The organism is Mesorhizobium sp. LNHC229A00, assembly GCF_000502415.1.
Taxonomy (GTDB): domain Bacteria; phylum Pseudomonadota; class Alphaproteobacteria; order Rhizobiales; family Rhizobiaceae; genus Mesorhizobium.
This window is the reverse complement of the sequence record NZ_AYWQ01000016.1, coordinates 63,510-85,190: the sequence shown is the minus strand read 5'-3', so window position 1 is coordinate 85,190 and position 21,681 is coordinate 63,510. Positions and strand designations below refer to the sequence as shown.

Here is a 21,681-nt window from a genome sequence, read left to right as displayed (position 1 = left end):
ACCGTCCCTTGCCTGCGGGAGACGTGCGTGGACAATTTCTTGACCAGGGACAATCTGCAGAAATGGGCACCGCTTCTGGTGCTGCTTGCGCTCGTCCTGTTTTTCTCGCTCGCCAATCCGAACTTCCTCTCCATGCGCAATTTCGCGCGCATTTCCATTCTGTCGACGCCGTCGCTGATGATCGGCGTCGGCGTGACCTTCATCATCCTCATGGGATCGATCGACCTCTCCATGGAAGGGGCCGTGGCCGTCTGCGCCGTGCTGTTCGCGACAATGTTCACGGCATTGGGCGGAAGCCTGGCAGGATGGGGATGGCTGGCGATCGTTGGGGCGCTGTTCGTTGGAGCCCTGTTCGGCCTGATCAATGGGCTGGTGCATGTCGGTCTGAAAATACCCTCCTTCATGGCGAGCCTGTCGATGGGCTTCGTCGGCATCGGCCTGTCACTGCTGATTACCGGCGGCGACAGGATCCGCGTCGAAGATCCGCTCTTTCGCTCGCTGCTTACCTATCGGCTGGGTGGCTTTCCGCTAATGGTCTATGTCGCGCTGGCGGCGCTGGCCATTGCCGGCTTTATCCAGGGGCGCACCAAGATCGGACGCAATTTCTATGCCGTCGGTGGCGGCGAGGACCTCGCCCACGCATCCGGCCTGAACGTGGCCAGGGTGCGCGTCATCGGCTTCGCCATTGCCGGGGTTTTCTACGCACTCGGCGCGATGCTGGCTGTGGCGCAGATCGGCATTGCCGAGACAGTTACCGGACGCAACCTGATGTTCGTCTCCATCACGTCAGTCGTGGTGGGCGGCACCGCGCTTTGGGGAGGCGCCGGCGGCGTTTGGAACACACTCGTCGGTGTCCTCATCGTCAATGTCATCGGCAACGGCATGGTGGTCATGGGATTGCCAAGCTACATCCAGGACGGTGTGCTCGGCCTGCTGGTCATCATCGCGGTCTATCTGTCGACCGACCGTCGCTTTCTGTCTTTCGTGAAGTGACGCGCCAATGTTCGAGCTTCAGAAAGTCGAGAAGAAATTCCCCGGCGTGCACGCGCTGAAAAGCATCGACTTCACCATCAAGCGCGGCGAGATCGTCGGCCTTGTCGGCGAGAACGGTGCCGGCAAATCGACGCTGATGAAAGTAATCTACGGCGCCTATCAGCATGATGGTGGGCAGGTGCTCGTGGATGGACGGGCGGTGCGCTTCCACAACCCGCGCCAGGCCATGGATATGGGCGTCGGCATGGTGTTCCAGGAGCAGTCGCTGATCCCTAACCTGACCGTCATGGAAAACATCTTCCTCGGGTTCGAGCAGCAGTTCGTGCGCCTGGGCGTCGTCAACTGGAAGAAAATGGCGACGGCGGCGCGTCAGCAGCTCGACAAGGTCAAGCTTTCGATCGATCCGGCAACGGTCACCTCGAAATTGTCCTTCGCACAGCGCCAGCTGGTGGAGCTCGCCAAGGTGCTGACACTGGAAGAGCGTGTGCAGGGCGATCTCGTCNCAAGGAGGAAATCGAACTTCTGTTCAGCCTCGTCAGGGACCTGCGCAACCGCGCCTCATTCATCTTCGTCTCGCATCGGCTGGACGAGGTCATCGAGCTATCTGACCGCATCTATGTGATGAAGGACGGCGCCGTGGTCGACGTCGTCGATGGCAAGGATGCTGACGTCGCGTCGATCCAGCACAAGATGGTCGGGCGCAACATCAGCAAGGAATATTACCGCGAGGAGAAACAGAAGCCCTTCGATGCCGCAAAGGCTCTGCTCGAAGTCGATGCGATCAGCCTTGCCGGTCGCTACAAGGACATTTCGCTCAAGCTGCATGCAGGCGAGGTTCTCTGTCTGGTCGGTGTCGAGGGTTCGGGGCGCGAAGCGATCTTGCGCACCATCTTCGGCCTGCAGAAGCCGCATCTCGGCCACGTCACCATCAAGGGCAGGCGGGTCGAGACCTTCAGTGCCGCGCACGGGGTGGAGTGCGGTGTCGGCTATGTGCCGCGCGAGCGCAAGGTCGAGGGCATGGTCGGTGGCATGACCGTCTACGAGAACATCACGCTGTCGCAGATGCGCAACTATTCGAATGCAGGCGTGTTGGAGATCGCCAGGGAGAGGGAGCTTGCCCGCGACTGGATCAAGCGGCTTTCGATCAAGGCATCTTCAGAGAATGTCGATTGCGCCAACCTCTCTGGCGGCAATCAGCAGAAGGTGGTGCTCGCCAAGTGGCGGAGCGGCGGGTCCGACATCATCCTTCTCGACCATCCGACGCGCGGCCTGGACATCGGCGCCAAGGAGGACGTCTACGATATGGTGCGCGACATGTGCGGTGCCGGCGTCGGCATCATCCTGGTCGCAGATACGCTCGAGGAGGCAATCGGCCTCAGCCACACCATTGCCGTCATCAGGGATGGCGAGATCCGCAAATGGTACGACAGCCCACCCGGTGGCAAGCCGTCTCTCTACGATCTCATCCACTACATGACATGACCCAGGAGCGCGCAATGTCATTTGGTCGCCTCAAGCGACACTTTCCGTGGATCACGCTGGTGGTTCTGGTGCTCATCGTCGGTATCATCCACCCGAGTTTCCTGCGGCCGCAAAACCTGATCGAGCTCGCCGGAGACATCGTGCCGCTGTTCATCATGGCGCTTGGCATGACGCTCGTCATCTATATCGGCGGCATCGATCTTTCCGCCCAGTCGGTGGCGAACATGACGACCGTGCTCGCGACCATATCGCTGCCAATGTTCGGCGTGTTCAGCGGTGTGCTCGTCATCCTGGCGGGGTTGGCGTTCGGCGCCCTTTCCGGCTTTGTGACAACACGGCTCAAAGTGCCGTCCTTCATTGCCACGCTCGCGGTAGGGGGCCTGGCGTTGTCCGTCGGGCAATATGCTTCCAGCCAGCGCGCGCTCTACATGGATGCCGGCGAACGCGACCGCGCCTTCGGCTGGATGGTCGGCAGCGGATGGAGTGGCGTGCCCCATGAACTGATCCTGGCTCTGGTTCTGGTCGTGCTCGCCTGGTTCCTGCAGAACCGCACCACGACGGGGCGTGCCCTAAAGGCGATCGGCGCCGGCGAGCCTGCCGCCGTCGCTTCCGGCCTAAAGGTCGAGCGCTACAAGATCCTGGCTTTTGCCTTCTCCGGCATGCTCGCCGCGATTGCCGGGCTGCTCTTTTCCGTCAAGCTTTCTGGCGGTTCGCCGACGCTTGCCGAAGGTTTTCTGCTGCCGGCGATCGTCGCCGTCCTGGTCGGTGGCACCCCGCTGACCGGCGGCGTCGGCGGTGTGCTGGGCGGATTCAAGCGATCGTCGCAACACCGATTGTGTTCACTCATGGCAACAACTCGTCAAGCGCTTCTGCCGGCGTTTTCCAACNGCATTGAGGGCCGCTGCCACGGCGGCGATCTCGTCGGCGCTGTGAATGCTCAGGTCGGTGCCTTTCGGGAAGTACTGACGCAGCAGCCCATTGGTGTTCTCGTTGGTGCCGCGCTGCCATGGGCTTTGCGGATCGCAGAAGTAGACCCGCACACCCGCATCGATCGTGAGACGATCGTGCTGGGCCATTTCGGCTCCCTGATCCCAGGTCAGCGAACGGCGTAGCTCTTCGGGCAAGGTGATGATGGTGCGCGTAATCGCGTCACGCACGGCCTCAGCTCCATGTCCCGCGAGCGCAGGTCCGTTCTTCGTGCGCGGAGCTTCGCCATGCCCCACGAGCCGGGGAAGATGCAGTAGCATCGTGAAGCGCGTCGTGCGCTCGACCAACGTGCCGATCGCCGAGCTGCCAAGACCGAGGATGAGGTCTCCCTCCCAATGTCCCGGCACCGCTCGATCGGCCGCTTCGGCGGGACGCTGACTGATCATGATCTCCGGTGAGACAAAGCCCTTGCCTCGCCTACGTACGCGCGCCCTGGGGACCCGTAATACACGTCCTGTTCGCAAGCAGGCCGTCAGCTCGCGGCGCAGCACTCCACGGCCTTGAACGAAGAGGGCCTGATAGATGGCTTCGTGGCTGATGCGCATCGTCTTGTCGTCCGGGAAGTCGATCGGCAAGCGTCGGGCAATCTGCTCCGGGCTCCAGGCCCTGGCCCATCGCCGATCCTTTCGCGGGCCATGCCGGCGGCCCTTCCACGTAACGGTGGGACCATGAACGAGAGCGCCGCTCGGGGCCACGACAACGCCAGCAAGTCTCTCCTCCACATAAGTGCGCAAGGTTGCGTTGAACGCAAGCTTGGTCGGCTTGGGCCGACGGGCCGATCGATCCGCATGCCACTGAGCAGTCGTCGCCCGATACTCCAACCCGCCGCTGCGGGTGGCCGCGTTGCGCCGCAGTTCACGGGAAATTGTCGAGGCGGACCGACCGAGCCGGCGCCCAATCTCCTGCATGGAATGGCCCTGTACCCTGAGAAGTGCGATCTCTTCGCGCTCCACCAATGACAGGTACCGCCCAGAGAGCGGCTTCGCCGAGGATCTGAACATCGCTGGTGGCATACCGCCCGCCTTTCGGAACCATCTGGTTCCTACAGGCTGCGACACTCCGGCTTCGAGCGCAGCATCTTCGCTGCCCAGCCCCGCGGCGATCGCCCGCCAGAATCTAATCTGTTCATCGCGCCCCGCCACAGGCGGCCGTCCTGGTGAAGGCAATGGCGCTCGTCCAGACCGTGCCGATCGCCGCTTTCGAATGCTCATCGCAACCTCCAACTTCAGAGTGTTGCGACGACCGCTTGAATCCGCCCNTGCCGATCGCCGCTTTCGAATGCTCATCGCAACCTCCAACTTCAGAGTGTTGCGACGACCGCTTGAATCCGCCCTGAACACCTTGGTCGGTGTGTTGATCGTGGCGGTCGTGCGCGCCAGCATGCTGTATTTCGGGGTTCCGGCGACGAGCCAGCAGATCGTCTTCGGCATCGTGCTGATTGCCGCGATCGCGCTGACGATCGACCGTTCCAAAATGCGCATCGTGAAGTAGGATCGACCATGGCAACTATGACGGCGGCGGTCCTGGTCGCGCCGCGACGCTTCGAGATCAGGGAACTGCCTGTCCCGGTTTGTGGACCAGATGATGTCCTCATCAAGGTCGATCGCTGTGGGATCTGCGGCACCGACATCCACATGTTCAATGGCCATTATGCCACTGAGCGGCTACCCATCGTCCCTGGCCACGAATTCACCGGCACGATCAGCCGGATGGGCGACAGGGCAGGCCCATTTGTCCTCGGCCAGCGGGTGGTGGCCGACATCAATATTGGCTGCGGCGGATGTTACTACTGCCGCAGGAACGAGGTGCTCAACTGCGCCGAGGTTCGCCAGGTCGGCATCTCGCGCGACGGTGCGTTCGCGCAATATGTCTCGATACCAGGTCGTCTGGTCATTCCTGCGCCCGACGATGCTGCGCCGTCCATGCTGGCGCTGACCGAGCCGGTCGCCTGCGTCGTGCGCGCAGCGCGCAAGGCCGATGTGCGATTTGGCCAGTCCGTCGTTATTCTCGGCGCCGGGCCGATAGGCAACCTTCACATCCAGATGATGCGGCTGGTCGGAGCTGCGCCAATCATCGTGGTTGAACTTTCTCCGGAGCGTGCTCGGCTCGCCGTGGAGGCAGGCGCCGACGCCGTTGTGAGCGATCCCTCCCGGGTCAAGGAGACCGTGCTCGCCATGACCGGCGGACGTGGTGCAGACATCGTCATCGAAAGCGTCGGACTGCCGCAACTCTACGCTCAAGCCTTTGACCTTATTCGACCTGGCGGCCACGTTGCCGCTTTCGGCATAACTGGTCCTGGTGACAGCATTCCGCTCGCGCTGCTCGACACCGTGCTCAAGGAAAACTCGGTCAAGGGATCGGTTGCAGGCATGGGAGTGGACATGCACGACGCCTTGACCCTGCTGCTGCATGGTCGGTTCGATGTCGCGCCTTTCGTGGGCGCCACCTACGAACTCAGTGCGATCCAGGAGGCGTTCGAGACGCTGAAGGACCGGCCGGATGTTCTCAAGACGCAAATCGCGATCTGAGCGGCAGGGAGCGCACGGCGGCGACGCTTGAAATAACCAAATAGTTACTTATAGTGTGATCGCGGCGACGACCGGAGGACAAAACCATGGAAAATCGACCCGCCAATTCTTTGCTGCCTCCTGAGCCACGGACGTTCGGTTTCTTCGTCGACGGCAAAGTCGTGGAGGCAGGGTCGCGTCCATATTTCGAGCGGCAGAGCCCAGGGCATAGCGTTGCGGTCACCCGCATCCCGAAATGCACCAGGGATGATCTCGATCTGGCGGTTGCCGCGGCGCGGCGGGCCTTCGAGGACGGGCGCTGGTCGCGCATCCCCTCGGTTGAACGGGCGAGCGTGCTGCTACGGGCCGCGCAGATCATTCGGCGGCGCGCCGAGGAGATCGCCCTTTGGGAAACGCTGGAGAATGGCAAACCGATCAGCCAGGCCCGCGCCGAGGTCGACGGTTGCGCCGGCATCTTCGAATACGCGGCAGGTGCCGCCCGCGCACTGCATGGCGATGCTTTCAACAATCTGGGCGACCGCCTGTTTGGGCTGGTCACGCGGGAGCCTATTGGGGTTGTCGGTCTGATCACGCCCTGGAATTTTCCCTTCCTCATCCTGTGCGAGCGCGTGCCGTTCATTCTTGCAGCCGGCTGCACCATCGTCGCCAAGCCATCCGAAGTAACCTCGGCGACGACGCTGATCCTCGCCGAAGTGTTGGCGGAAGCCGGCCTGCCGGCGGGCTGTTACAATGTGGTCACCGGGTCGGGCAGCACGATCGGCCAGGCGATGACGGAGCATATGGACATCGACATGCTGTCATTCACGGGCTCGACCTCGGTTGGCCGGCGCTGCGTCCAGGCGGCCACCGGAAACTTCAAGAAACTCGGTCTGGAACTCGGCGGCAAGAATCCGCAGATCGTCTTTGCCGACGCCGATCTCGAGGATGCCGCCGATGGCGTCGCCTTCGGCATCGGCTTCAACACCGGCCAGTGCTGCGTCAGCGGCAGTCGGCTCATCGTCGAGCGCTCGGTGGCGCGCGCGTTCGAAGAGATGGTCGCGGCGAAATTCGCCAAGGTAAAGGTCGGCGACCCGCTCGATCCGGAAACACAGGTCGGCGCCATCACCACGGCCGCGCAGAACGACACCATCATGACCTATATCGCCAAGGGCAGGGCGGAGGGCGCAAGGCTGGTCTGCGGTGGCGATCAGCTTGACTTCGGCCGCGGCCATTACATCGCGCCGACTCTGTTCGGCGATGTTACCGGCGACATGGCGATCGCGCGCGACGAAATCTTCGGGCCGGTGCTCAGCATCATGCCGTTCGATACGGTCGAGGAGGCGATTGCCATCGCCAACGACACCGTCTACGGGCTGGCGGCCAGCGTGTGGACCAAGAACATAGACAAGGCGCTGACGGTGACGCGGCGCGTGCGCGCGGGGCGCTTCTGGGTTAACACGACGCTTGCCGGCGGACCGGAATTGCCGCTTGGTGGCTTCAAACAGTCCGGCTGGGGTCGCGAAGCCGGGATATACGGTGTCGAGGAATACACCCAGATCAAGTCCGTGCACATCGAACTCGGCAAGCGTGAGCCTTGGGTGTCGTGACAAGCGAACGCGGATACGACTTCGTGATCGTTGGCGGCGGCTCGGCGGGCTGCGTGCTGGCTGCGCGCCTCTCGGAAAATGCGGATGCACGCGTGCTTCTGCTTGAGGCCGGCGGCCGCGACACCAATCCTTACATTCACATGCCAGTCGGCTTTGCCAAGATGACCTCCGGCCCTTTGACCTGGGGATTGAAGACCGCGCCGCAGAAGCATGCCAACCAGCGCGAGATTCCCTATGCCCAGGCCAAGGTGATCGGCGGTGGATCGTCCATCAACGCCGAGGTTTATACACGCGGTCATCCCGCCGACTACGACCGCTGGGCGCGCGACGAAGGGGCCGAGGCATGGTCGTTCTCCGACGTGCAGCCCTATTTCCTGCGTTCGGAAGGCAACACCGTGTTTTCGGGCGAGATGCACGGCACTGACGGTCCGCTCGGCGTTTCGAACATCCCGGACCCGCAGCCGACGACCCGCGCCTTCGTGCAGGCGTGCCAGGAATTTGGCATGCCCTACAATCCTGATTTCAACGGCACGGCCCAGGAAGGCGCCGGCATCTACCAGACGACCACCAGGAACGCGCGTCGCTGTTCCGCGGCGGTCGGCTATCTCAAGCCAGCTGAGAGCCGCTCCAATTTGACCGTCGAGACCGGATGCCTTGTCGACCGTATCCTGTTCAAGGGGGTTCGTGCGATCGGGGTGGCGTACCGCCGTGGCGGCGAGGCGCGAATTGCGCGCGCCGACAGCGAGGTGCTGGTCACTGCTGGGGCAATCGGCTCGCCAAAGATCATGATGCTGTCGGGAGTTGGCCCGGCGGCGCACCTGAAGCACCACGGCATCGAGGTGGTCCATGACTTGCCCGGTGTGGGCGAGAACCTCACCGATCACTATGGCGTCGACATTGTCGCGGAACTGAAGGGCCCGACCAGTCTGGACAAGTACAACAAGCTTCATTGGATGGTTTGGGCCGGTCTCCAGTACCTGCTGTTCAAGAGCGGGCCGGTGACGTCAAACGTCGTCGAGGGCGGCGCGTTCTGGCATAGTGACCGATCGTCCGCCATTCCTGACCTACAGTTTCATTTCCTCGCTGGCGCTGGCGCCGAGGATGGCGTTCCGAGCGTCCCGTCGGGTTCCGGCATAACGCTCAATTCCTATACGCTGCGGCCGAAAAGCCGTGGCACTGTCCGGTTGCGCTCGTCCGATCCTGCCGACAAGCCGATCGTCGATCCGAACTTTCTTGCCGATCCCGACGATCTGAAAATCTCGGCGGAAGGCGTGCGCATCAGCCGCGAGATTTTCCAGCAGCCTTCGCTGCAGAAATACATCGAGCGCCTGCATCTGCCGGGCGACAATGTTAAAACGCAGAAGGATTATGAAGACTATGCGCGCCGCTATGGCCGCACATCCTACCATCCGACCTGTACCTGCAGGATGGGCCTCGATGCCATGGCAGTGGTGGACCCGAAACTTCGCGTGCGGGGGATGGAAAACATCCGCATCTGCGATTCGTCGGTCATGCCCAGCCTGGTCGGCTCGAACACCAATGCCGCGACAATCATGATTGGCGAAAGGGCAGCCGACCTCATCCGCGGCAACAGGTAAGTTCCCCGGAAATCTGGTGACGACCGCCCAGGTCGCCGCTTTCTTACCGAAGCTGCCATGGCAGTGGACGTCCCTGCGCGAAGCGGTCGAACGTCCAAAGGAATCGGGGGCGCGATCAATCCCAGACGGGTGCCCACGGCACCAAATCAGAGCCTATGATGCGCTTGTTCGTATGGGTGAGTGCATCGATGCGCGCCATGTCGACGCTGGATAGCGTGAAATCCATGATGTCGAAATTCGACCGGATATTCTCCGGCTTGGTCGACATGGTGTTCACCGAAACGCCTTTCTGCAGGATCCAGCGCAGCACCACCTGGCCGGCGGATTTGCCATAGGCTTTGCCGATTTCAGCGAACTGCGGATATTTGAAGACTTCGCCGCGGGCAACGGAGGTGAATGACGACAGCGGAATGCCGGTCTCGTTAGCCGCCCGAAGTAGGATGTCCTGGTTGAGAAGTGGGTGGAACTCGACCTGATTGGTGACGATCGGGCCGTCGAGGATGGCGCGTGCATCGCGCATCATGACGGCAGTGAAATTCGACAGGCCGATATGGCGTGCTAGGCCCTTGTCCTGCGCGCTCCGAAGCAGCCTTAGGGGGGACGCAAGGTCGCCGTCGAGCGGCGGCCAGTGCAGGAGCAGCGCATCGACATAGTCCAGCCGCAGATCCTTCAAGCTCTTTTCGACGGAGGTCAGGAAGAGAGCTTCGCCGTAATTGTCGGGGTGGACCTTTGTGGTGATGCATAGATCCTGGCGCGGCAGGTCGGTCTGGGCGAGGCCTTCTCCGACCTCGGCTTCGTTGCCGTACATCTGGGCAGTGTCGAACGCCCGGTAACCGGCATTGAGCGCAATGGCGATCGCAGCCATGCAGGCGTCATCGCGCAGCGGGAACGTGCCGAAAGCCCGCTGATGCGTCTTCTGAAAAAAGATGTTCACGGCTTGGTCTCCGGCATCGTCAGCGCCTCCAATAAATAACCGAATAGTTACTTGTACCATTTTTGATCCCTTTGGCAAGACGCGTGCGTGCCGGCCTCGGGGCGATTTTGCTGCGTGCCTTGCGCGACCGGCGGATATCGATCTTGACCAAGTCTGACGATATGATAATAACTAAATAGTTACTTGATATAGCACAGGCAGGCGGATCATGTCCAAGGTTACAAGTGCAGCAAACGCGGCGAAGGCGGTCATGGATGGCGCGATTGTCGCTGTCAATTCGTCGAGCGGGCTGTGCTGTCCCGATCTGGTGCTGAAGGCGCTTGGCGAGCGCTATCGTGATGAGCGCCATCCGACCGGACTGACGATGGTCCACCCGATCGCAGCAGGCGATATGTTCGGCACCAAAGGCATCGACCATCTGGCGCAGGACGGCATGATCGACACCATCATCGGTGGGTCCTACCCGTCGGGACCGTCCTCGTCCGAGCCGCCGCTGATCTGGCAGATGCTCGGCGAAGACCGGATCGCTGCCTACAACGTCCCAAGTGGCATCATCTTCGACATCCTGCGTGAAGCGGCCGGACATCGGCCGGGCGTTATAACCAAGGTCGGCCTCGAAACATTTGTCGATCCCAGCCTGGACGGCTGCGCCATGAACGCACGCGCGCGGGCACGGCCAATCGTGCGCAAGATCGAATTCGAGGGCGACGAGTGGCTGTATTTCCCGTCGATCAAGCCGGATGTCGCGATCATTCGAGCCACGACTGCCGACGAACGCGGCAACCTGACGTTCGAGCATGAAGGTGCCTATCTTGGCGCGATGGAGCTTGCGCTTGCCGCCCACAATTGTGGCGGGGTGGTGATTGCCCAGGTCAAGAACGTCGCCCAGGCCGGCACACTGCGCCCGCATGACGTGCGTGTGCCGGGCGTTCTGGTCGACATGATCGTCGAGGACCCCGAGCAGATGCAGACCACCGCGACATCTTACGATCCGGCCATTTCAGGCGAATTGTTCAGGCCGCTCGATACGTTCCGGCTGCCAGCCTTCGATGCGGCCAAGACGATGGCGCGCCGGGTTGCGATGGAGCTGCAACGGGGATGGGTCGTCAATATCGGCTTCGGCATTTCGGCCAACGTGCCGCGTATCTTCCTTGAGGAGGGCCGCCACGGCGAAGTGACCTGGGTGATCGAGCAGGGCGCCGTCGGCGGTATTCCTCTGCTCGATTTCAAGTTCGGCTGCTCGGCAAATGCCGAGGCGTTCGTCGCCTCACCGCACCAGTTCACCTATTTTCAGGCAGCGGGCTTCGACGCGTCCTTGCTCTCATTTCTGCAAATCGGTGCCGACGGATCGGTCAATGTCTCGAAACTGTCGGCGCGGCCGCACGTAACCGCAGGCGCCGGCGGCTTCGTGGACATCACCGCACGGGCGAAGAAGATCGTCTTTTGCGGCTATTTCAATGCCGGAGCAAAGCTCTCGGTCAGCAACGGAAAACTCTCCATCGACAAGGAAGGCAAGGTGCCCAAGCTGGTGCCCTCCGTCGAGCAGGTGTCTTTTTCCGGAAAGCGCGCAACAGCGCAGGGGCAGGATGTGACCTATGTCACCGAGCGCTGCGTGCTTCGGCTGATCGACGGCAAGGTCACGGTGACCGAGGTCGCACCTGGAATTGATCTGAACCGGGACATCCTTGCCCAGGCAGCGTTTCCGCTGGCGGTTGCCGACACCATTCGCCCGATGTCGGGACATCTTTTCATGCCCGATCGCATGGATGGCCATTTTCGTCTCGCTGCGGCTGCCGAGTGATGCCGGATAGCCGGATCGGTCTTGAGATCGATAGCCGTGTCGCGGTGGTGACGCTCGACCGTGCCGAAAAGCGCAACGCGCTGGATGCGGCGATGATCGAGGGGCTTGCAGCAGCCTGCAGGACCATCGAGCACCATGCGGCGGTCAGGGTCGTGATCCTGACCGGCGCGGGCAACAGGGCCTTTTCGGCGGGCGGCGACATCCAGGCCTGGAGCGACAAGGCGCCGGATGATTTCGGTCGCTTCTGGCTGCGCGAAGGGCATGATGCCTTCGCGGCCGTCGCCCGGCTTAGGCAGCCGGTGATTGCCGTCCTCAACGGCGATGTGTTCGGCGGCGGACTGGAATTGGCGGCTTGCGCGGACCTGCGGATTGCCGAACAGCATGTCAGGATCGCGCTGCCGGAAACCGGGCTCGGGATCATTCCGGGCTGGTCGGGCACGCAACGCGCATCCCGCCGTTTCGGCGCGCAACTGGTGCGGCGAATGGCGCTGTTCGGCGAGGTCTTCGATGCGGACGTAGCGCTTCGTCTCGGCATCGTCGATCATATCGTGGAGAGTGGTGCGGGAATTGTCGCGGCACGACAGATCGCCGCGCAGGTCTGCGGTCGCGCGCCGCTGGCGACCGAACTGACAAAGATGCTCGTCAACGCCGCCGAAGGTGAGGAAACTGAACGCGTTCTCGAAGCGATTGCCGGCATTGCGGCGGCGCGATCGGAGGACCTCCAGGAAGGATTGGCTGCCTTTCGCGATAAACGGCCTGCGCGTTTTTGAGGACGGCCAATTTGCCGGGCGGCAAATGCCTGGCCGAGACCTAGAAAATATCGTGACAGGGGGACGAGTTCCGATGATCCGCCATTTTGTGCTGCTGCGTTTTCGCGCCGATGTGAGCGCCGAAACCAAATCCGGGCTCTATGGGCAATTGCGCGGCTTGCAGGACCATCTGCCGGGCATCGTCGCGTTTCACGGCGGACCGAATGTCAGCGTGGAAACGGATCTGATCCGCGGCAACCTCGACGCATTCTGGGTCGACTTCGCAGATGAGTATGCGCGTGATGAATATCTTCGCGACCAAAAGCATCAGGAGGTCGGTGCACGAATCGTGGCCCACACCGAAGGCGGCATTGACGGCGTGACGGTGGTCGATCTTCGATTCTAATGATAGGTCGACTGACCGGCGCGATGCGACCTAGCGATAGACCATCAGCTTGTTCTCTCCGGACTGGACCGTTTCGCCGCGCTGGTTTGTGACGACAAAGCGCAGCGCCAGGATCCCTCGCGCTAAGTGCCGGGTCTCCCGTTTGTTCGCAACGACAATGCGTGTGCGTATCTCATCGCCGGCAAGGACGGGTGCCACGAACGTCCAGTCCCAGCCCAGCGAAGCGATCGCCCGAAACCCGGCCTGTGCCCGGTTCTTCAATCCGTCCACCAGCGACAGCACCAGCAATCCATGCGCAACGCGAGCCCGGAAGCCGTGGCGTTGCGCGCCAGCCGTGCTCAGGTGGATTTCGAAACGATCGCCTGTCAGCTCAGCGAAAGCGTCGATCATCTGCTCTGTGACGGCCACCGCACCGGTCTCGAACCAATCGCCGACGGCGACCTCCCCATAGGACAGGCCTCGGGCTGTGAGCTGGCGGCTCGGCGCGCTCTCGGCTGTCATGTCGGCACCGGGGCATCCTCCCGGATAAGCTTGCGCTGCTTTAGGTCGGCCCAGAACGCGGTCGGGATTGGATGGCTGAACCAAGCGAGGTTCTGGGACAACTGCTCCACCGTTCGTGTGCCGGCGCAGAAGGAGGGAATTGCGGGGTGGGCCACGACGAATTGCAGTGCGGCTGCGGGGAGGGGCACGTTGTGGTCGCGGCAGACGGCCTCGATCCTGGCGACCTTGTCCATGACCGCCAAGGGCGCCGGTGCGTAATTATATTTGGCGCCGTCGACCGCGCCTGTGGCCAGGATGCCGGAGTTGAAGCCGCCGCCAACGATCACCGCGACATTGCGCTCTTCGCAAAGCGGCAGGAACTCGTTGAGCGCATCCTGCTCCAGGAGCGTATACCGCCCTGCCAGCAGGAAGCAGTCGAAGTCGCGTTGCCTGAGCGCTTCGAGGCAAACCTCCCACTCGTTGACCCCAACGCCGATCGCCTTGACCAGGCCTTCCCCGCGCAGTTTTTCCAGCGCGCGCCAGCAGCCGTCCATTGCTTGCCTGAACACTTCGGGCTGGGCGTCGCCACGCGTAAAGCGATCGATGTCATGGATGAACAGCATGTCGATATGCTCCAGCCCCAGGCGCTGAAGCGAATCCTCGAACGACCGCATCGTTCCATCATAGCTATAGTCGAAGATCATCTTGTTGGCCGCGGCGTTCTTCCATGGCGAAAAGTCGATCTCGGATCGCTTCTTCGCCTTCAGCAAGCGTCCGACCTTCGACGCGAGTACGAAATCCGAACGGTTCTTCCAACGCAGTGAATGGCCGACGCGCAGTTCTGAAAGTCCGTGGCCGTACATGGGGGCGGTGTCGTAAAATCGGACACCGGCGTTCCAGGCATGCTGGACCATGACATCGGCCGTGGTTTCGTCGATTTCCCTAAGAAAGTTCCCGATCGGCGCGGTGCCGAAGGCGAACGCCGTGACATCGAGATCGACCCGGCCGAACCTGCGCCTGTCTGAAGGCTTCATCTAATTCCTCCCGTTAGTAACCATCTGGTTATTTTTTATCGTAACTTTATACGCCGGGCAAGTCGTTGTTGCGAAGGTTGATTGGACGCTTCGATTTTCCGCGCTTGACGGGGAAGCCGCATCCGCGTTAGGAGTAACTAGATAGTTACAAATGATGGACGCGATGCTTATCACAGACACCCAGCGCCAGGTGCGGGACATGGCCCGCCAGTTTGCCGACGAGGTCATCAGACCGGCGGCCGAGGCACTCGATCGTGACGAACGATACCCGGTGGAAATCTACGAGCAGATGGGCGCGCTTGGCCTGTTTGGCATCGGCGTTCCCGAGGAGATGGGTGGCCCTGGTTTCGATACGCTCACCTACGCGCTGGTGATGGAAGAGCTGTCGCGGGGGTACGCGTCGGTCGCCGACCAGTGCGGTCTGGTCGAACTGATCAGCACGCTGCTGGTGCGCCACGGCACGCCGTCCCAGCGCGAGCAATGGCTGGGTTCGGTGATGCGCGCCGAAACCAAGGTCGCCTACTGCATCACCGAGCCTGAAGCCGGCACCGATGTCTCCGGCATCCGCACCACGGCAACGCGTGATGGAGGCGGCTGGCGGCTGAACGGTGGAAAAATCTGGATCCACAACGCCCCGGTCGCCGATGTCGGGTTCGTGCTGGCCCGCACCGACAAAACCGCCGGGCATCGCGGCATGAGCATCTTCATCGTCGACCTGCATGCCAAGGGCATCGAGCGCGGCCCGAAGGAGCACAAGATGGGCCAGCGGGCCAGCCAGGTCGGCGCGCTCAATTTCGCTGATGTCATGCTTGGCGAAGAGACCCTGCTCGGCGAGGAGGGCAAGGGCTTCCACATGATGATGAGCGTGCTCGACAAAGGGCGTGTCGGCATTGCTTCGCTTGCGGTGGGCATCGGTCAGGCGGGATTGGAAGCGGCCGTCGATTATGCACAGCAGCGCAGACAATTCGGCAAGGCCATCGTCGAGTTTCAAGGCGTCCAGTGGCTTTTGGCCGACATGGCCAAGGACATCGAGGCAGCGCGCCTTCTGGTGCAAAGTGCGGCCGCCAAGATCGACGCCGGCGAGAACGCGACCAAGGCCTGCTCGATTGCCAAGTGCTTCGCCGGCGACATGGCCGTTGCCCGCACCGCGGATGCGGTGCAGGTCTTCGGTGGCTCAGGCTATATCAGGGGTTTCGAAGTCGAGCGGCTCTATCGCGACGCCAAAATCACGCAGATATACGAAGGCACCAACCAGATTCAGCGCATGATCATCGCGCGTGAACTGATGAAACACGGGGCGCGGGGATGAGTGCAGCGCCGCGCCATGCGGTCCTGATCACCGGTTCGAGCCGCGGCATCGGGCTTGCCGCCGCGCTTGAGCTGGCCAGGATCGGATTCGCCATCGCGCTCAACGGTCCGGTCGACGATGACGAATTGCGCGAGGCCGAGGCGACGGTCGCCGCGACTGGCGTTCCGGTGGTCCGGGTGGCTGGCGATGTCGGCGATCTTTCATCACACGATACGCTGCTCGACCAGGCCGAGAATGCAATCGGCTCGCTGTCGACCTTGATCAACAATGCCGGTGTGTCGGTGATGGATCGTGGCGATCCGCTCGACGTTTCGGAAGCGAGCTATGACCGCTGCCAAACGGTGAACGCCAAGGCGCAGTTCTTCCTCGGCCAGCGCTGGGCCCGGCGGCTGCTGACGCGCCCGCGCGACGATGGCCGCTTCTANAAGGCGCAGTTCTTCCTCGGCCAGCGCTGGGCCCGGCGGCTGCTGACGCGCCCGCGCGACGATGGCCGCTTCTACAGCCTCATCAACGTGTCGTCGTCCAACGCCTCCGCGGTGGCCGAGCCGCGCGCCGAGTACTGCGTCTCCAAGGCCGCCTCCGCTATGATCAGCAAGGTGTTCGCCGTGCGCCTCGGGCGCGAGAACATCGCGGTTTACGACATCCAGCCCGGTTTGATCGAGACAGCGATGACCAGACCCGTCTCGCAGACCTATCAGCGGCGGATCAATGAGGAAGGCCTGACCCTGATCCGCAGGCTCGGGCAGCCGCAGGATGTCGGTCGCATCATGGCGACCCTGGCGTCGGGCGCGCTGCCCTATACGACCGGTCATGTCATCTCGGCCGATGCCGGGATGCTGGTGCCGCGTTTCTGAGCTCCCGAGACCCTTGTGAGACAGGAGACGACCCGATGATGATCAGTCTTCCCGATGCAAAGGGCGCCTTTTCCGACTATCGCCTGAGTGGAAAGACCGTTCCGGTGGCCAGGCTCCCGGAGCGTCCCGCACGCGTCGTCTTTTCGGCCGCCCATGTCGTCGCCGACCCATTCACCGACAATGATCCGATGGGGCTGGCCACCGTGGACTGGGAGGCCACCATGGCATTCCGGCGCTATCTTGCCGATATGGGTTTGGGCATCGCGGAAGCGATGGACACGGCGCAGCGCGGCATGGGCCTCGACTGGCCTGGCGCGCTCGAACTGATCCGTCGCACCAGACAAGAGCTTCCTGGAGCCCTGGTATTCAATGGTTGCGGTACCGATCATCTCGATCCCGCCGCCACGCGTTCGCTTGACGATGTGCGGCGTGCCTATTTCGAACAGGTCGAGGCCATCCAGGCGCTTGGCGGGCGGCTGATCCTGATGGCGAGTCGCGCGCTGACGGCGGTCGCCTCCGGTCCGGACGACTATGTGTCGGTCTATCGCGATGTGCTTGGCCGATGCGACAATCCAGTGATCCTGCATTGGCTCGGCGACATGTTCGATCCGGCACTCGCTGGCTACTGGGGAACGGATAGCTTCGATCAGGCGATGGAAACGGTGCTTGCCATCATCGCCGAGAACGAAAGCAAGGTCGACGGCATCAAGATCTCGCTGCTCGACAAGGACAAGGAGATCCAGATGCGCCGCCGGCTGCCGGCGGGCGTCAAGATGTATACGGGCGATGACTTCAACTATCCCGAGCTGATCGCCGGCGACGAGCACGGTTTTTCGCATGCGCTGCTCGGCATTTTCGACCCGTTGGCGCCGGCGGCGGCCCATGCAGTGGCAAAGCTTGGCGATGGCGACGTCAAGGCGTTCCGCGACAGGCTCGATCCCACCGTGCCGCTGGCGCGGCTGATCTTCCGGGCGCCGACGCAACACTACAAAACCGGCGTGGTCTTTCTCGCCTGGCTCAACGGCTTCCAGGATCATTTCGTCATGCTCGGCGGTGCCCAGGCGAAGCGCCCGCTGCCCTATTTCGTCGAAGCCTTCAAGCTCGCCGATGACTGCGGGCTGCTGCGCGATCCCGACATGGCGGCGGACCGGATGCGCCGGCTGCTGGCGCTCTACGGTGCCTGAACCAAACCGATGCGCGATTTTTCAAACGATCATTCCGCATTGGCCCTCAACACGGCCACGCTCGGCCACAATGTCGACGGGCACGGAGCCGGCTGGCCGGTCGAGCGGGTCATTGATAGCTGTGCCGAGCGGGGGTTCGGCGGCATCGTCTTCTGGCGGCGCGAGATCGGCAGGCGGGCTGTCGAGATCGGCGATCGTGCCCGCGCAGCCGGGCTCGCCGTGGCGGGCCTCTGCCGGGCGCCGTTCCTCGTGGGTCCGCTGGCGCTACCGACACGATCCGCGATCATGGACGATTTCCGCGCCTCCATCGATATGGCGGCGGAACTCGGAGCTCCAGTCCTGACCATCGTGGCCGGCGGGGTTGAGCCCGGTACGCTAGGCGTTCTCGAAAGTCTGAAGCGTGTCGCAGATCGCGTCGCCGAGGCTGCCCCCTATGCAGCCAGACACAAGGTGAAACTGGCGCTCGAGCCTCTGCACCCAGTCTATGGCGGTGACCGCTCCTGCCTGGTGACCATGCGCGACGCGGTCGATCTCTGCGATGCCATTGGGCACGCCAGTGTCGGTGTGGCTGTAGACATCTACCATGTCTGGTGGGACACCACTCTCGGCGTCGAATTGGAACGTGCCGGTGCCGGACGGATCCTTGGCTACCATCTCTGTGATTGGCTGTCCGAGACGCGCGACGTTCTTGTCGATCGCGGTATGATGGGTGAGGGCGTCGCCGATCTAAAGAGGATCCGGACCGCCGTCGAAACGGCCGGCTACCAGGGTTTGTGCGAAGTGGAAGTTTTCTCTGCCGCCAACTGGTGGAAGCGCGATCCGGCCGATGTGCTCGATGCCTGCGTCGAGCGCTTTCGAACAGTTTGCTGAGAACGGAAGCGAGCGCGAGTGGAGGCGCAGCTATGAAGATCCTTGTGCCCGTGAAGCGGGTTGTGGATGCGAATGTGAAGGTTCGCGTGAAGGCTGACGGTTCGGCGGTTGAGCTCGCCAACGTGAAGATGGCGATGAACCCGTTCGACGAGATCGCGGTCGAAGAAGCGATCCGGCTGAAGGAAGCCGGCAAGGCGGAAGAGATCATCGTCGTGTCGATCGGACCGCAGCAGGCGCAGGAAACCTTGCGCACCGCGCTCGCCATGGGCGCCGACCGCGCCATTGTGGTCAAGACCGATGAGCAGACCGAGCCGCTCGGCGTCGCCAAGGTGCTGAAGGGCGTCGTCGACGCCGAGCAGCCCGGCCTCGTCATCCTGGGCAAGCAGGCGATCGACGACGATTCCAACCAGACCGGCCAGATGCTGGCGGCTCTGCTCGGCTGGGCGCAGGGCACCTTCGCCTCCAAGGTGGTGATCGAGGGCGACAAGGCCAAGGTGACGCGCGAGGTCGACGGCGGCCTGCAGACGGTGGAACTGAAGATGCCGGCGATCGTCACCGCCGACCTTCGCCTCAACCAGCCGCGCTATGCCTCGCTGCCCAACATCATGAAGGCCAAGAAGAAGCAGCTCGACGAGAAGACCCCGGCCGACTACGGCGCCGACGTCAAGCCGCGGCTGAAGGTCATCAAGACCGAGGAACCGAGTGGCCGCAAGGCAGGCGTCAAGGTCAAGAGCATCGCCGAACTGGTTGACAAGCTGAAGAACGAAGCCGGCGTCTTGTAAGCGATCGGGAAAGGAACAGATAAAAATGGCAATTCTCCTCATCGCCGAACATGACAACGCGACGCTTTCGGACCAGACCGCCAAGGCGCTGTCGGCGGCGCTGCAGATCGGCTCGGACGTGCATGTGCTGGTGGCCGGCAAGGGCGCCAAGCCGGCGGCCGATGCCGCGGCCAAGCTCAAGGGCGTCAGCAAGGTGCTCTTGGCCGAGGCCGACGAGCTCACCGAACGTCTCGCCGAACCGCTAGCGGCGCTGATCGTTTCACTCGCCGGTTCCTATGACACGATCATCGCGCCGGCGACCTCGTCGGGCAAGAACGTCGCGCCGCGCGTGGCGGCCCTGCTCGACGTCGCGCAGGTGTCGGAGATCATCGAAGTGGTTTCGCACGAAACGTTTAAGCGGCCGATCTATGCCGGCAACGCCATCCAGACGGTGCAGTCGACCGACGCCAAGAAAGTCATCACGGTGCGCACCTCTTCCTTTCCAGCAGCCTCCCAAGGCAACGCGGCTGCCGTCGAGATTGTCTCGGCGGCAGCCGACCCGGGTATATCGTCATTTGTGGACAAGAACCTGTCGGAGACCGACCGTCCAGAACTGACCTCGGCCAAGATCATCATCTCGGGTGGCCGCGCGCTGGGTTCGGCGGAGAAGTTCCAGGAAGTCATCCTGCCGGTCGCCGACAAGCTCGGTGCCGCCGTCGGTGCCTCGCGCGCCGCCGTCGACGCCGGCTACGCGCCGAACGACTGGCAGGTCGGCCAGACCGGCAAGGTGGTCGCTCCCGATCTCTACATTGCGGTCGGCATCTCCGGCGCCATTCAGCACCTCGCCGGCATGAAGGATTCCAAGGTCATCGTCGCGATCAACAAGGACGAGGAGGCTCCGATTTTCCAGGCTGCCGACTACGGCCTTGTCGGCGACCTGTTCGTCATTTTGCCGGAACTGCAAAAGGCGCTTTGACATTCGATCGATGTCTTGTGCAAGTGTAAACCAGAACTCTGGACAATCGGCGTCGTTTGTGCGGAACGTGGTGGCTGTGCCATTTCGAACGAAGCCAGGTTTGAAGAAGAAACCCAACATCAAGGACATTGCCAAGGCCGCCGGCCTCTCGACGGCGGCTGTTTCATATGCGTTGACGGGAAAGGGACGCATCTCTGCGCAAACGCAGGAGATCGTGAAAAGAATCGCCGACGAGATCGGGTTCATCCGGAACGATACGGCGGCCCGTCTGAGGACCGGCCAGTCGAACCTTTTGGGCGCGATCGTGCACGACATATCCAACCCTTTCTTTGCCGAATTGCTCAGCGATTTTGAGGCGTTCGCTTATGAGGCTGGCTATCTGACAATTGTCGCGAATGCCAAGGACGACCCAAACCGGCAAGCGGCACTAATCGATGCGATGCTGGCGCAGGGCGTGGCTGGCCTGTTGATAAGTCCGGTGAACGGCACCAAGGCGGCGGCGATGCAGTCGGTGCAGTTGCATGGCAAGCCCTATGTGGTCTGCGTCCGCGATATCGGAGACAAACAGGCCGACTATGTCGGGCTGAACGACTGGCAGGCTGGCTATCTCGCGGCGAGCCACCTGCTGGGCGCAGGACTCCGGCATTTTGCCTTCGTCGGCGGGCTTGATCATACCAAAACATGGCGCGACCGCTTGGACGGCATCTGCGCGGCGACGACGGCGTCTGGCGTGATCTTTCCGGACGAGATGATCTTCACGTCAGCACCGACGCGGGAGGCGGGATCACAAACGTTTGACCGCATTCTCAGCTCACATCCCGACTGCAATGCAGCAATTTGCTTCAACGATTATGTCGCTCTCGGCGCATACACCGCCATTCACGCAACAGGGAAGGTGGTGGGACGGACGTATTCGGTTGTCGGGTTCGACAACGTCCCTCAATCGGCATCGCTGTTACCGCCGCTAACGACCGTCGAGTTGTTTCCACGCGATATTGGACGGAAGTCGGCGGTGCTCATGCTTGGGCGTCTGAAGACCCCGAAACGTCAGCATGAAAGGCTGCTGATTGAGCCCCGGCTGATAGCCCGGGAGTCTGTTGTCAAACTGAGGGCGTAACATCGGCAATCAGATTGACGGTGGTTGCATCG

The 21,681-nt window shown here is 62.3% G+C and carries 20 protein-coding genes and 2 pseudogenes; 18 read left to right on the top strand and 4 right to left on the bottom strand.

The window, feature by feature from the left end:
* The first annotated feature begins 27 nt into the window (after window positions 1–27).
* The 4 genes and pseudogenes from X742_RS145530 to X742_RS0138000 all read left to right on the top strand — a co-directional run.
* Window positions 28–993 (top strand): ABC transporter permease, encoded by a 966-nt coding sequence (locus X742_RS145530; RefSeq protein ID WP_023774268.1) that lies wholly within the window; start codon window positions 28–30, stop codon window positions 991–993.
* A 7-nt stretch (window positions 994–1,000) separates the two neighbouring features.
* A complete protein-coding gene (locus X742_RS1000000175935) occupies window positions 1,001–1,615 on the top strand; it encodes an ATP-binding cassette domain-containing protein (protein ID WP_023774267.1) in 615 nt (204 codons plus the stop codon).
* Window positions 1,615–2,475, top strand: coding sequence for an ATP-binding cassette domain-containing protein (locus tag X742_RS1000000175930; RefSeq protein ID WP_023774266.1), 861 nt, complete (start codon window positions 1,615–1,617; stop codon window positions 2,473–2,475). Before X742_RS1000000175935 ends, X742_RS1000000175930 begins: the two co-directional genes overlap by 1 nt.
* Window positions 2,412–3,260: pseudogene (locus X742_RS0138000) on the top strand (ABC transporter permease); the annotation flags it as partial. The gene X742_RS1000000175930 and the pseudogene X742_RS0138000, both read left to right, overlap by 64 nt.
* A 58-nt stretch (window positions 3,261–3,318) precedes the next feature.
* Here X742_RS0138000 and X742_RS1000000172945 read toward each other — a convergent pair.
* Window positions 3,319–4,673, bottom strand: a pseudogene (locus X742_RS1000000172945) (IS30 family transposase).
* Window positions 4,674–4,740: 67 nt separating this feature from the next.
* Here X742_RS1000000172945 and X742_RS1000000174190 point away from each other — a divergent pair.
* From X742_RS1000000174190 to X742_RS145545, 4 genes are all read left to right on the top strand, one after another.
* On the top strand, window positions 4,741–4,953 hold the full coding sequence (locus tag X742_RS1000000174190; RefSeq protein WP_023774264.1) for a hypothetical protein: 213 nt from the start codon (window positions 4,741–4,743) through the stop codon (window positions 4,951–4,953).
* An 8-nt stretch (window positions 4,954–4,961) separates the two neighbouring features.
* A complete protein-coding gene (locus X742_RS145535; RefSeq protein WP_031248284.1) occupies window positions 4,962–5,990 on the top strand; it encodes an alcohol dehydrogenase catalytic domain-containing protein in 1,029 nt (342 codons plus the stop codon).
* An 86-nt stretch (window positions 5,991–6,076) separates the two neighbouring features.
* The gene (locus X742_RS145540; protein ID WP_023774262.1) at window positions 6,077–7,576 is read left to right on the top strand and encodes an aldehyde dehydrogenase family protein; all 1,500 of its coding nucleotides are present in this window, start codon (window positions 6,077–6,079) and stop codon (window positions 7,574–7,576) included.
* Window positions 7,564–9,174 (top strand): GMC family oxidoreductase N-terminal domain-containing protein, encoded by a 1,611-nt coding sequence (locus X742_RS145545; RefSeq protein WP_023774261.1) that lies wholly within the window; start codon window positions 7,564–7,566, stop codon window positions 9,172–9,174. The genes X742_RS145540 and X742_RS145545 overlap by 13 nt, the downstream gene beginning before the upstream one ends.
* 115 nt (window positions 9,175–9,289) lie before the next feature.
* Here X742_RS145545 and X742_RS145550 read toward each other — a convergent pair whose 3' ends face one another.
* Window positions 9,290–10,108, bottom strand: coding sequence for an aldo/keto reductase (locus tag X742_RS145550; protein ID WP_023774260.1), 819 nt, complete (start codon window positions 10,106–10,108; stop codon window positions 9,290–9,292).
* A 208-nt stretch (window positions 10,109–10,316) separates the two neighbouring features.
* Here X742_RS145550 and X742_RS145555 point away from each other — a divergent pair, with 208 nt between their 5' ends.
* From X742_RS145555 to X742_RS145565, 3 genes are all read left to right on the top strand, one after another.
* Window positions 10,317–11,909, top strand: a complete 1,593-nt coding sequence (locus X742_RS145555) for a CoA-transferase (protein ID WP_023774259.1) — start codon at window positions 10,317–10,319, stop codon at window positions 11,907–11,909.
* Complete coding sequence (locus X742_RS145560) at window positions 11,909–12,679, top strand: enoyl-CoA hydratase/isomerase family protein (RefSeq protein ID WP_023774258.1); 771 nt, start codon at window positions 11,909–11,911, stop codon at window positions 12,677–12,679. The genes X742_RS145555 and X742_RS145560 overlap by 1 nt, the downstream gene beginning before the upstream one ends.
* A gap of 73 nt (window positions 12,680–12,752) precedes the next feature.
* Entirely contained in the window at window positions 12,753–13,064 is a 312-nt protein-coding gene (locus X742_RS145565; protein ID WP_023774257.1) for a Dabb family protein, read from the top strand.
* Window positions 13,065–13,094: 30 nt separating this feature from the next.
* Here the strand turns inward: X742_RS145565 and X742_RS145570 are convergent, their stop codons facing one another.
* Window positions 13,095–13,565 (bottom strand): MaoC family dehydratase, encoded by a 471-nt coding sequence (locus X742_RS145570; protein ID WP_023774256.1) that lies wholly within the window; start codon window positions 13,563–13,565, stop codon window positions 13,095–13,097.
* Window positions 13,562–14,578 carry an aldo/keto reductase gene (locus X742_RS145575; protein WP_023774255.1) on the bottom strand — a complete coding sequence of 339 codons (1,017 nt, stop codon included), beginning with the start codon at window positions 14,576–14,578 and terminating at the stop codon, window positions 13,562–13,564. Before X742_RS145575 ends, X742_RS145570 begins: the two co-directional genes overlap by 4 nt.
* Before the next feature lie 163 nt (window positions 14,579–14,741).
* Here X742_RS145575 and X742_RS145580 point away from each other — a divergent pair, with 163 nt between their 5' ends.
* The 7 genes from X742_RS145580 (at window position 14,742) to X742_RS145610 (ending at window position 21,649) form a co-directional block, all read left to right on the top strand.
* Window positions 14,742–15,887, top strand: a complete 1,146-nt coding sequence (locus X742_RS145580; protein ID WP_031248282.1) for an acyl-CoA dehydrogenase family protein — start codon at window positions 14,742–14,744, stop codon at window positions 15,885–15,887.
* Window positions 15,884–16,741: a 3-ketoacyl-ACP reductase gene (locus X742_RS145585; protein ID WP_023774253.1), complete on the top strand. Its 858-nt coding sequence runs from the start codon at window positions 15,884–15,886 to the stop codon at window positions 16,739–16,741. Before X742_RS145580 ends, X742_RS145585 begins: the two co-directional genes overlap by 4 nt.
* A gap of 35 nt (window positions 16,742–16,776) precedes the next feature.
* Window positions 16,777–17,925: a dihydrodipicolinate synthase family protein gene (locus X742_RS145590; RefSeq protein WP_023774252.1), complete on the top strand. Its 1,149-nt coding sequence runs from the start codon at window positions 16,777–16,779 to the stop codon at window positions 17,923–17,925.
* Window positions 17,926–17,934: 9 nt separating this feature from the next.
* On the top strand, window positions 17,935–18,795 hold the full coding sequence (locus X742_RS145595; protein ID WP_023774251.1) for a sugar phosphate isomerase/epimerase family protein: 861 nt from the start codon (window positions 17,935–17,937) through the stop codon (window positions 18,793–18,795).
* 32 nt (window positions 18,796–18,827) lie between these two features.
* Complete coding sequence (locus X742_RS145600) at window positions 18,828–19,577, top strand: electron transfer flavoprotein subunit beta/FixA family protein (protein ID WP_023774250.1); 750 nt, start codon at window positions 18,828–18,830, stop codon at window positions 19,575–19,577.
* Between the two features lie 25 nt (window positions 19,578–19,602).
* Complete coding sequence (locus tag X742_RS145605) at window positions 19,603–20,532, top strand: electron transfer flavoprotein subunit alpha/FixB family protein (protein ID WP_023774249.1); 930 nt, start codon at window positions 19,603–19,605, stop codon at window positions 20,530–20,532.
* A gap of 100 nt (window positions 20,533–20,632) precedes the next feature.
* The gene (locus X742_RS145610; protein ID WP_023774248.1) at window positions 20,633–21,649 is read left to right on the top strand and encodes a LacI family DNA-binding transcriptional regulator; all 1,017 of its coding nucleotides are present in this window, start codon (window positions 20,633–20,635) and stop codon (window positions 21,647–21,649) included.
* The last annotated feature ends 32 nt before the right edge of the window (window positions 21,650–21,681 follow it).

Excerpts from the sequence above, each read along its gene's own strand:
- X742_RS1000000175930 (WP_023774266.1), top strand. The coding sequence starts at position 1,615 with ATGAAGGACGGCGCCGTGGTCGACGTCGTCGATGGCAAGGATGCTGAC.
- X742_RS1000000174190 (WP_023774264.1), top strand. The coding sequence starts at position 4,741 with ATGCTCATCGCAACCTCCAACTTCAGAGTGTTGCGACGACCGCTTGAA.
- X742_RS145535 (WP_031248284.1), top strand. The coding sequence starts at position 4,962 with ATGGCAACTATGACGGCGGCGGTCCTGGTCGCGCCGCGACGCTTCGAG.
- X742_RS145540 (WP_023774262.1), top strand. The coding sequence starts at position 6,077 with ATGGAAAATCGACCCGCCAATTCTTTGCTGCCTCCTGAGCCACGGACG.
- X742_RS145555 (WP_023774259.1), top strand. The coding sequence starts at position 10,317 with ATGTCCAAGGTTACAAGTGCAGCAAACGCGGCGAAGGCGGTCATGGAT.
- X742_RS145560 (WP_023774258.1), top strand. The coding sequence starts at position 11,909 with ATGCCGGATAGCCGGATCGGTCTTGAGATCGATAGCCGTGTCGCGGTG.
- X742_RS145565 (WP_023774257.1), top strand. The coding sequence starts at position 12,753 with ATGATCCGCCATTTTGTGCTGCTGCGTTTTCGCGCCGATGTGAGCGCC.
- X742_RS145570 (WP_023774256.1), bottom strand. The coding sequence starts at position 13,565 with ATGACAGCCGAGAGCGCGCCGAGCCGCCAGCTCACAGCCCGAGGCCTG.
- X742_RS145575 (WP_023774255.1), bottom strand. The coding sequence starts at position 14,578 with ATGAAGCCTTCAGACAGGCGCAGGTTCGGCCGGGTCGATCTCGATGTC.
- X742_RS145580 (WP_031248282.1), top strand. The coding sequence starts at position 14,742 with ATGCTTATCACAGACACCCAGCGCCAGGTGCGGGACATGGCCCGCCAG.
- X742_RS145590 (WP_023774252.1), top strand. The coding sequence starts at position 16,777 with ATGATGATCAGTCTTCCCGATGCAAAGGGCGCCTTTTCCGACTATCGC.
- X742_RS145595 (WP_023774251.1), top strand. The coding sequence starts at position 17,935 with ATGCGCGATTTTTCAAACGATCATTCCGCATTGGCCCTCAACACGGCC.
- X742_RS145600 (WP_023774250.1), top strand. The coding sequence starts at position 18,828 with ATGAAGATCCTTGTGCCCGTGAAGCGGGTTGTGGATGCGAATGTGAAG.
- X742_RS145605 (WP_023774249.1), top strand. The coding sequence starts at position 19,603 with ATGGCAATTCTCCTCATCGCCGAACATGACAACGCGACGCTTTCGGAC.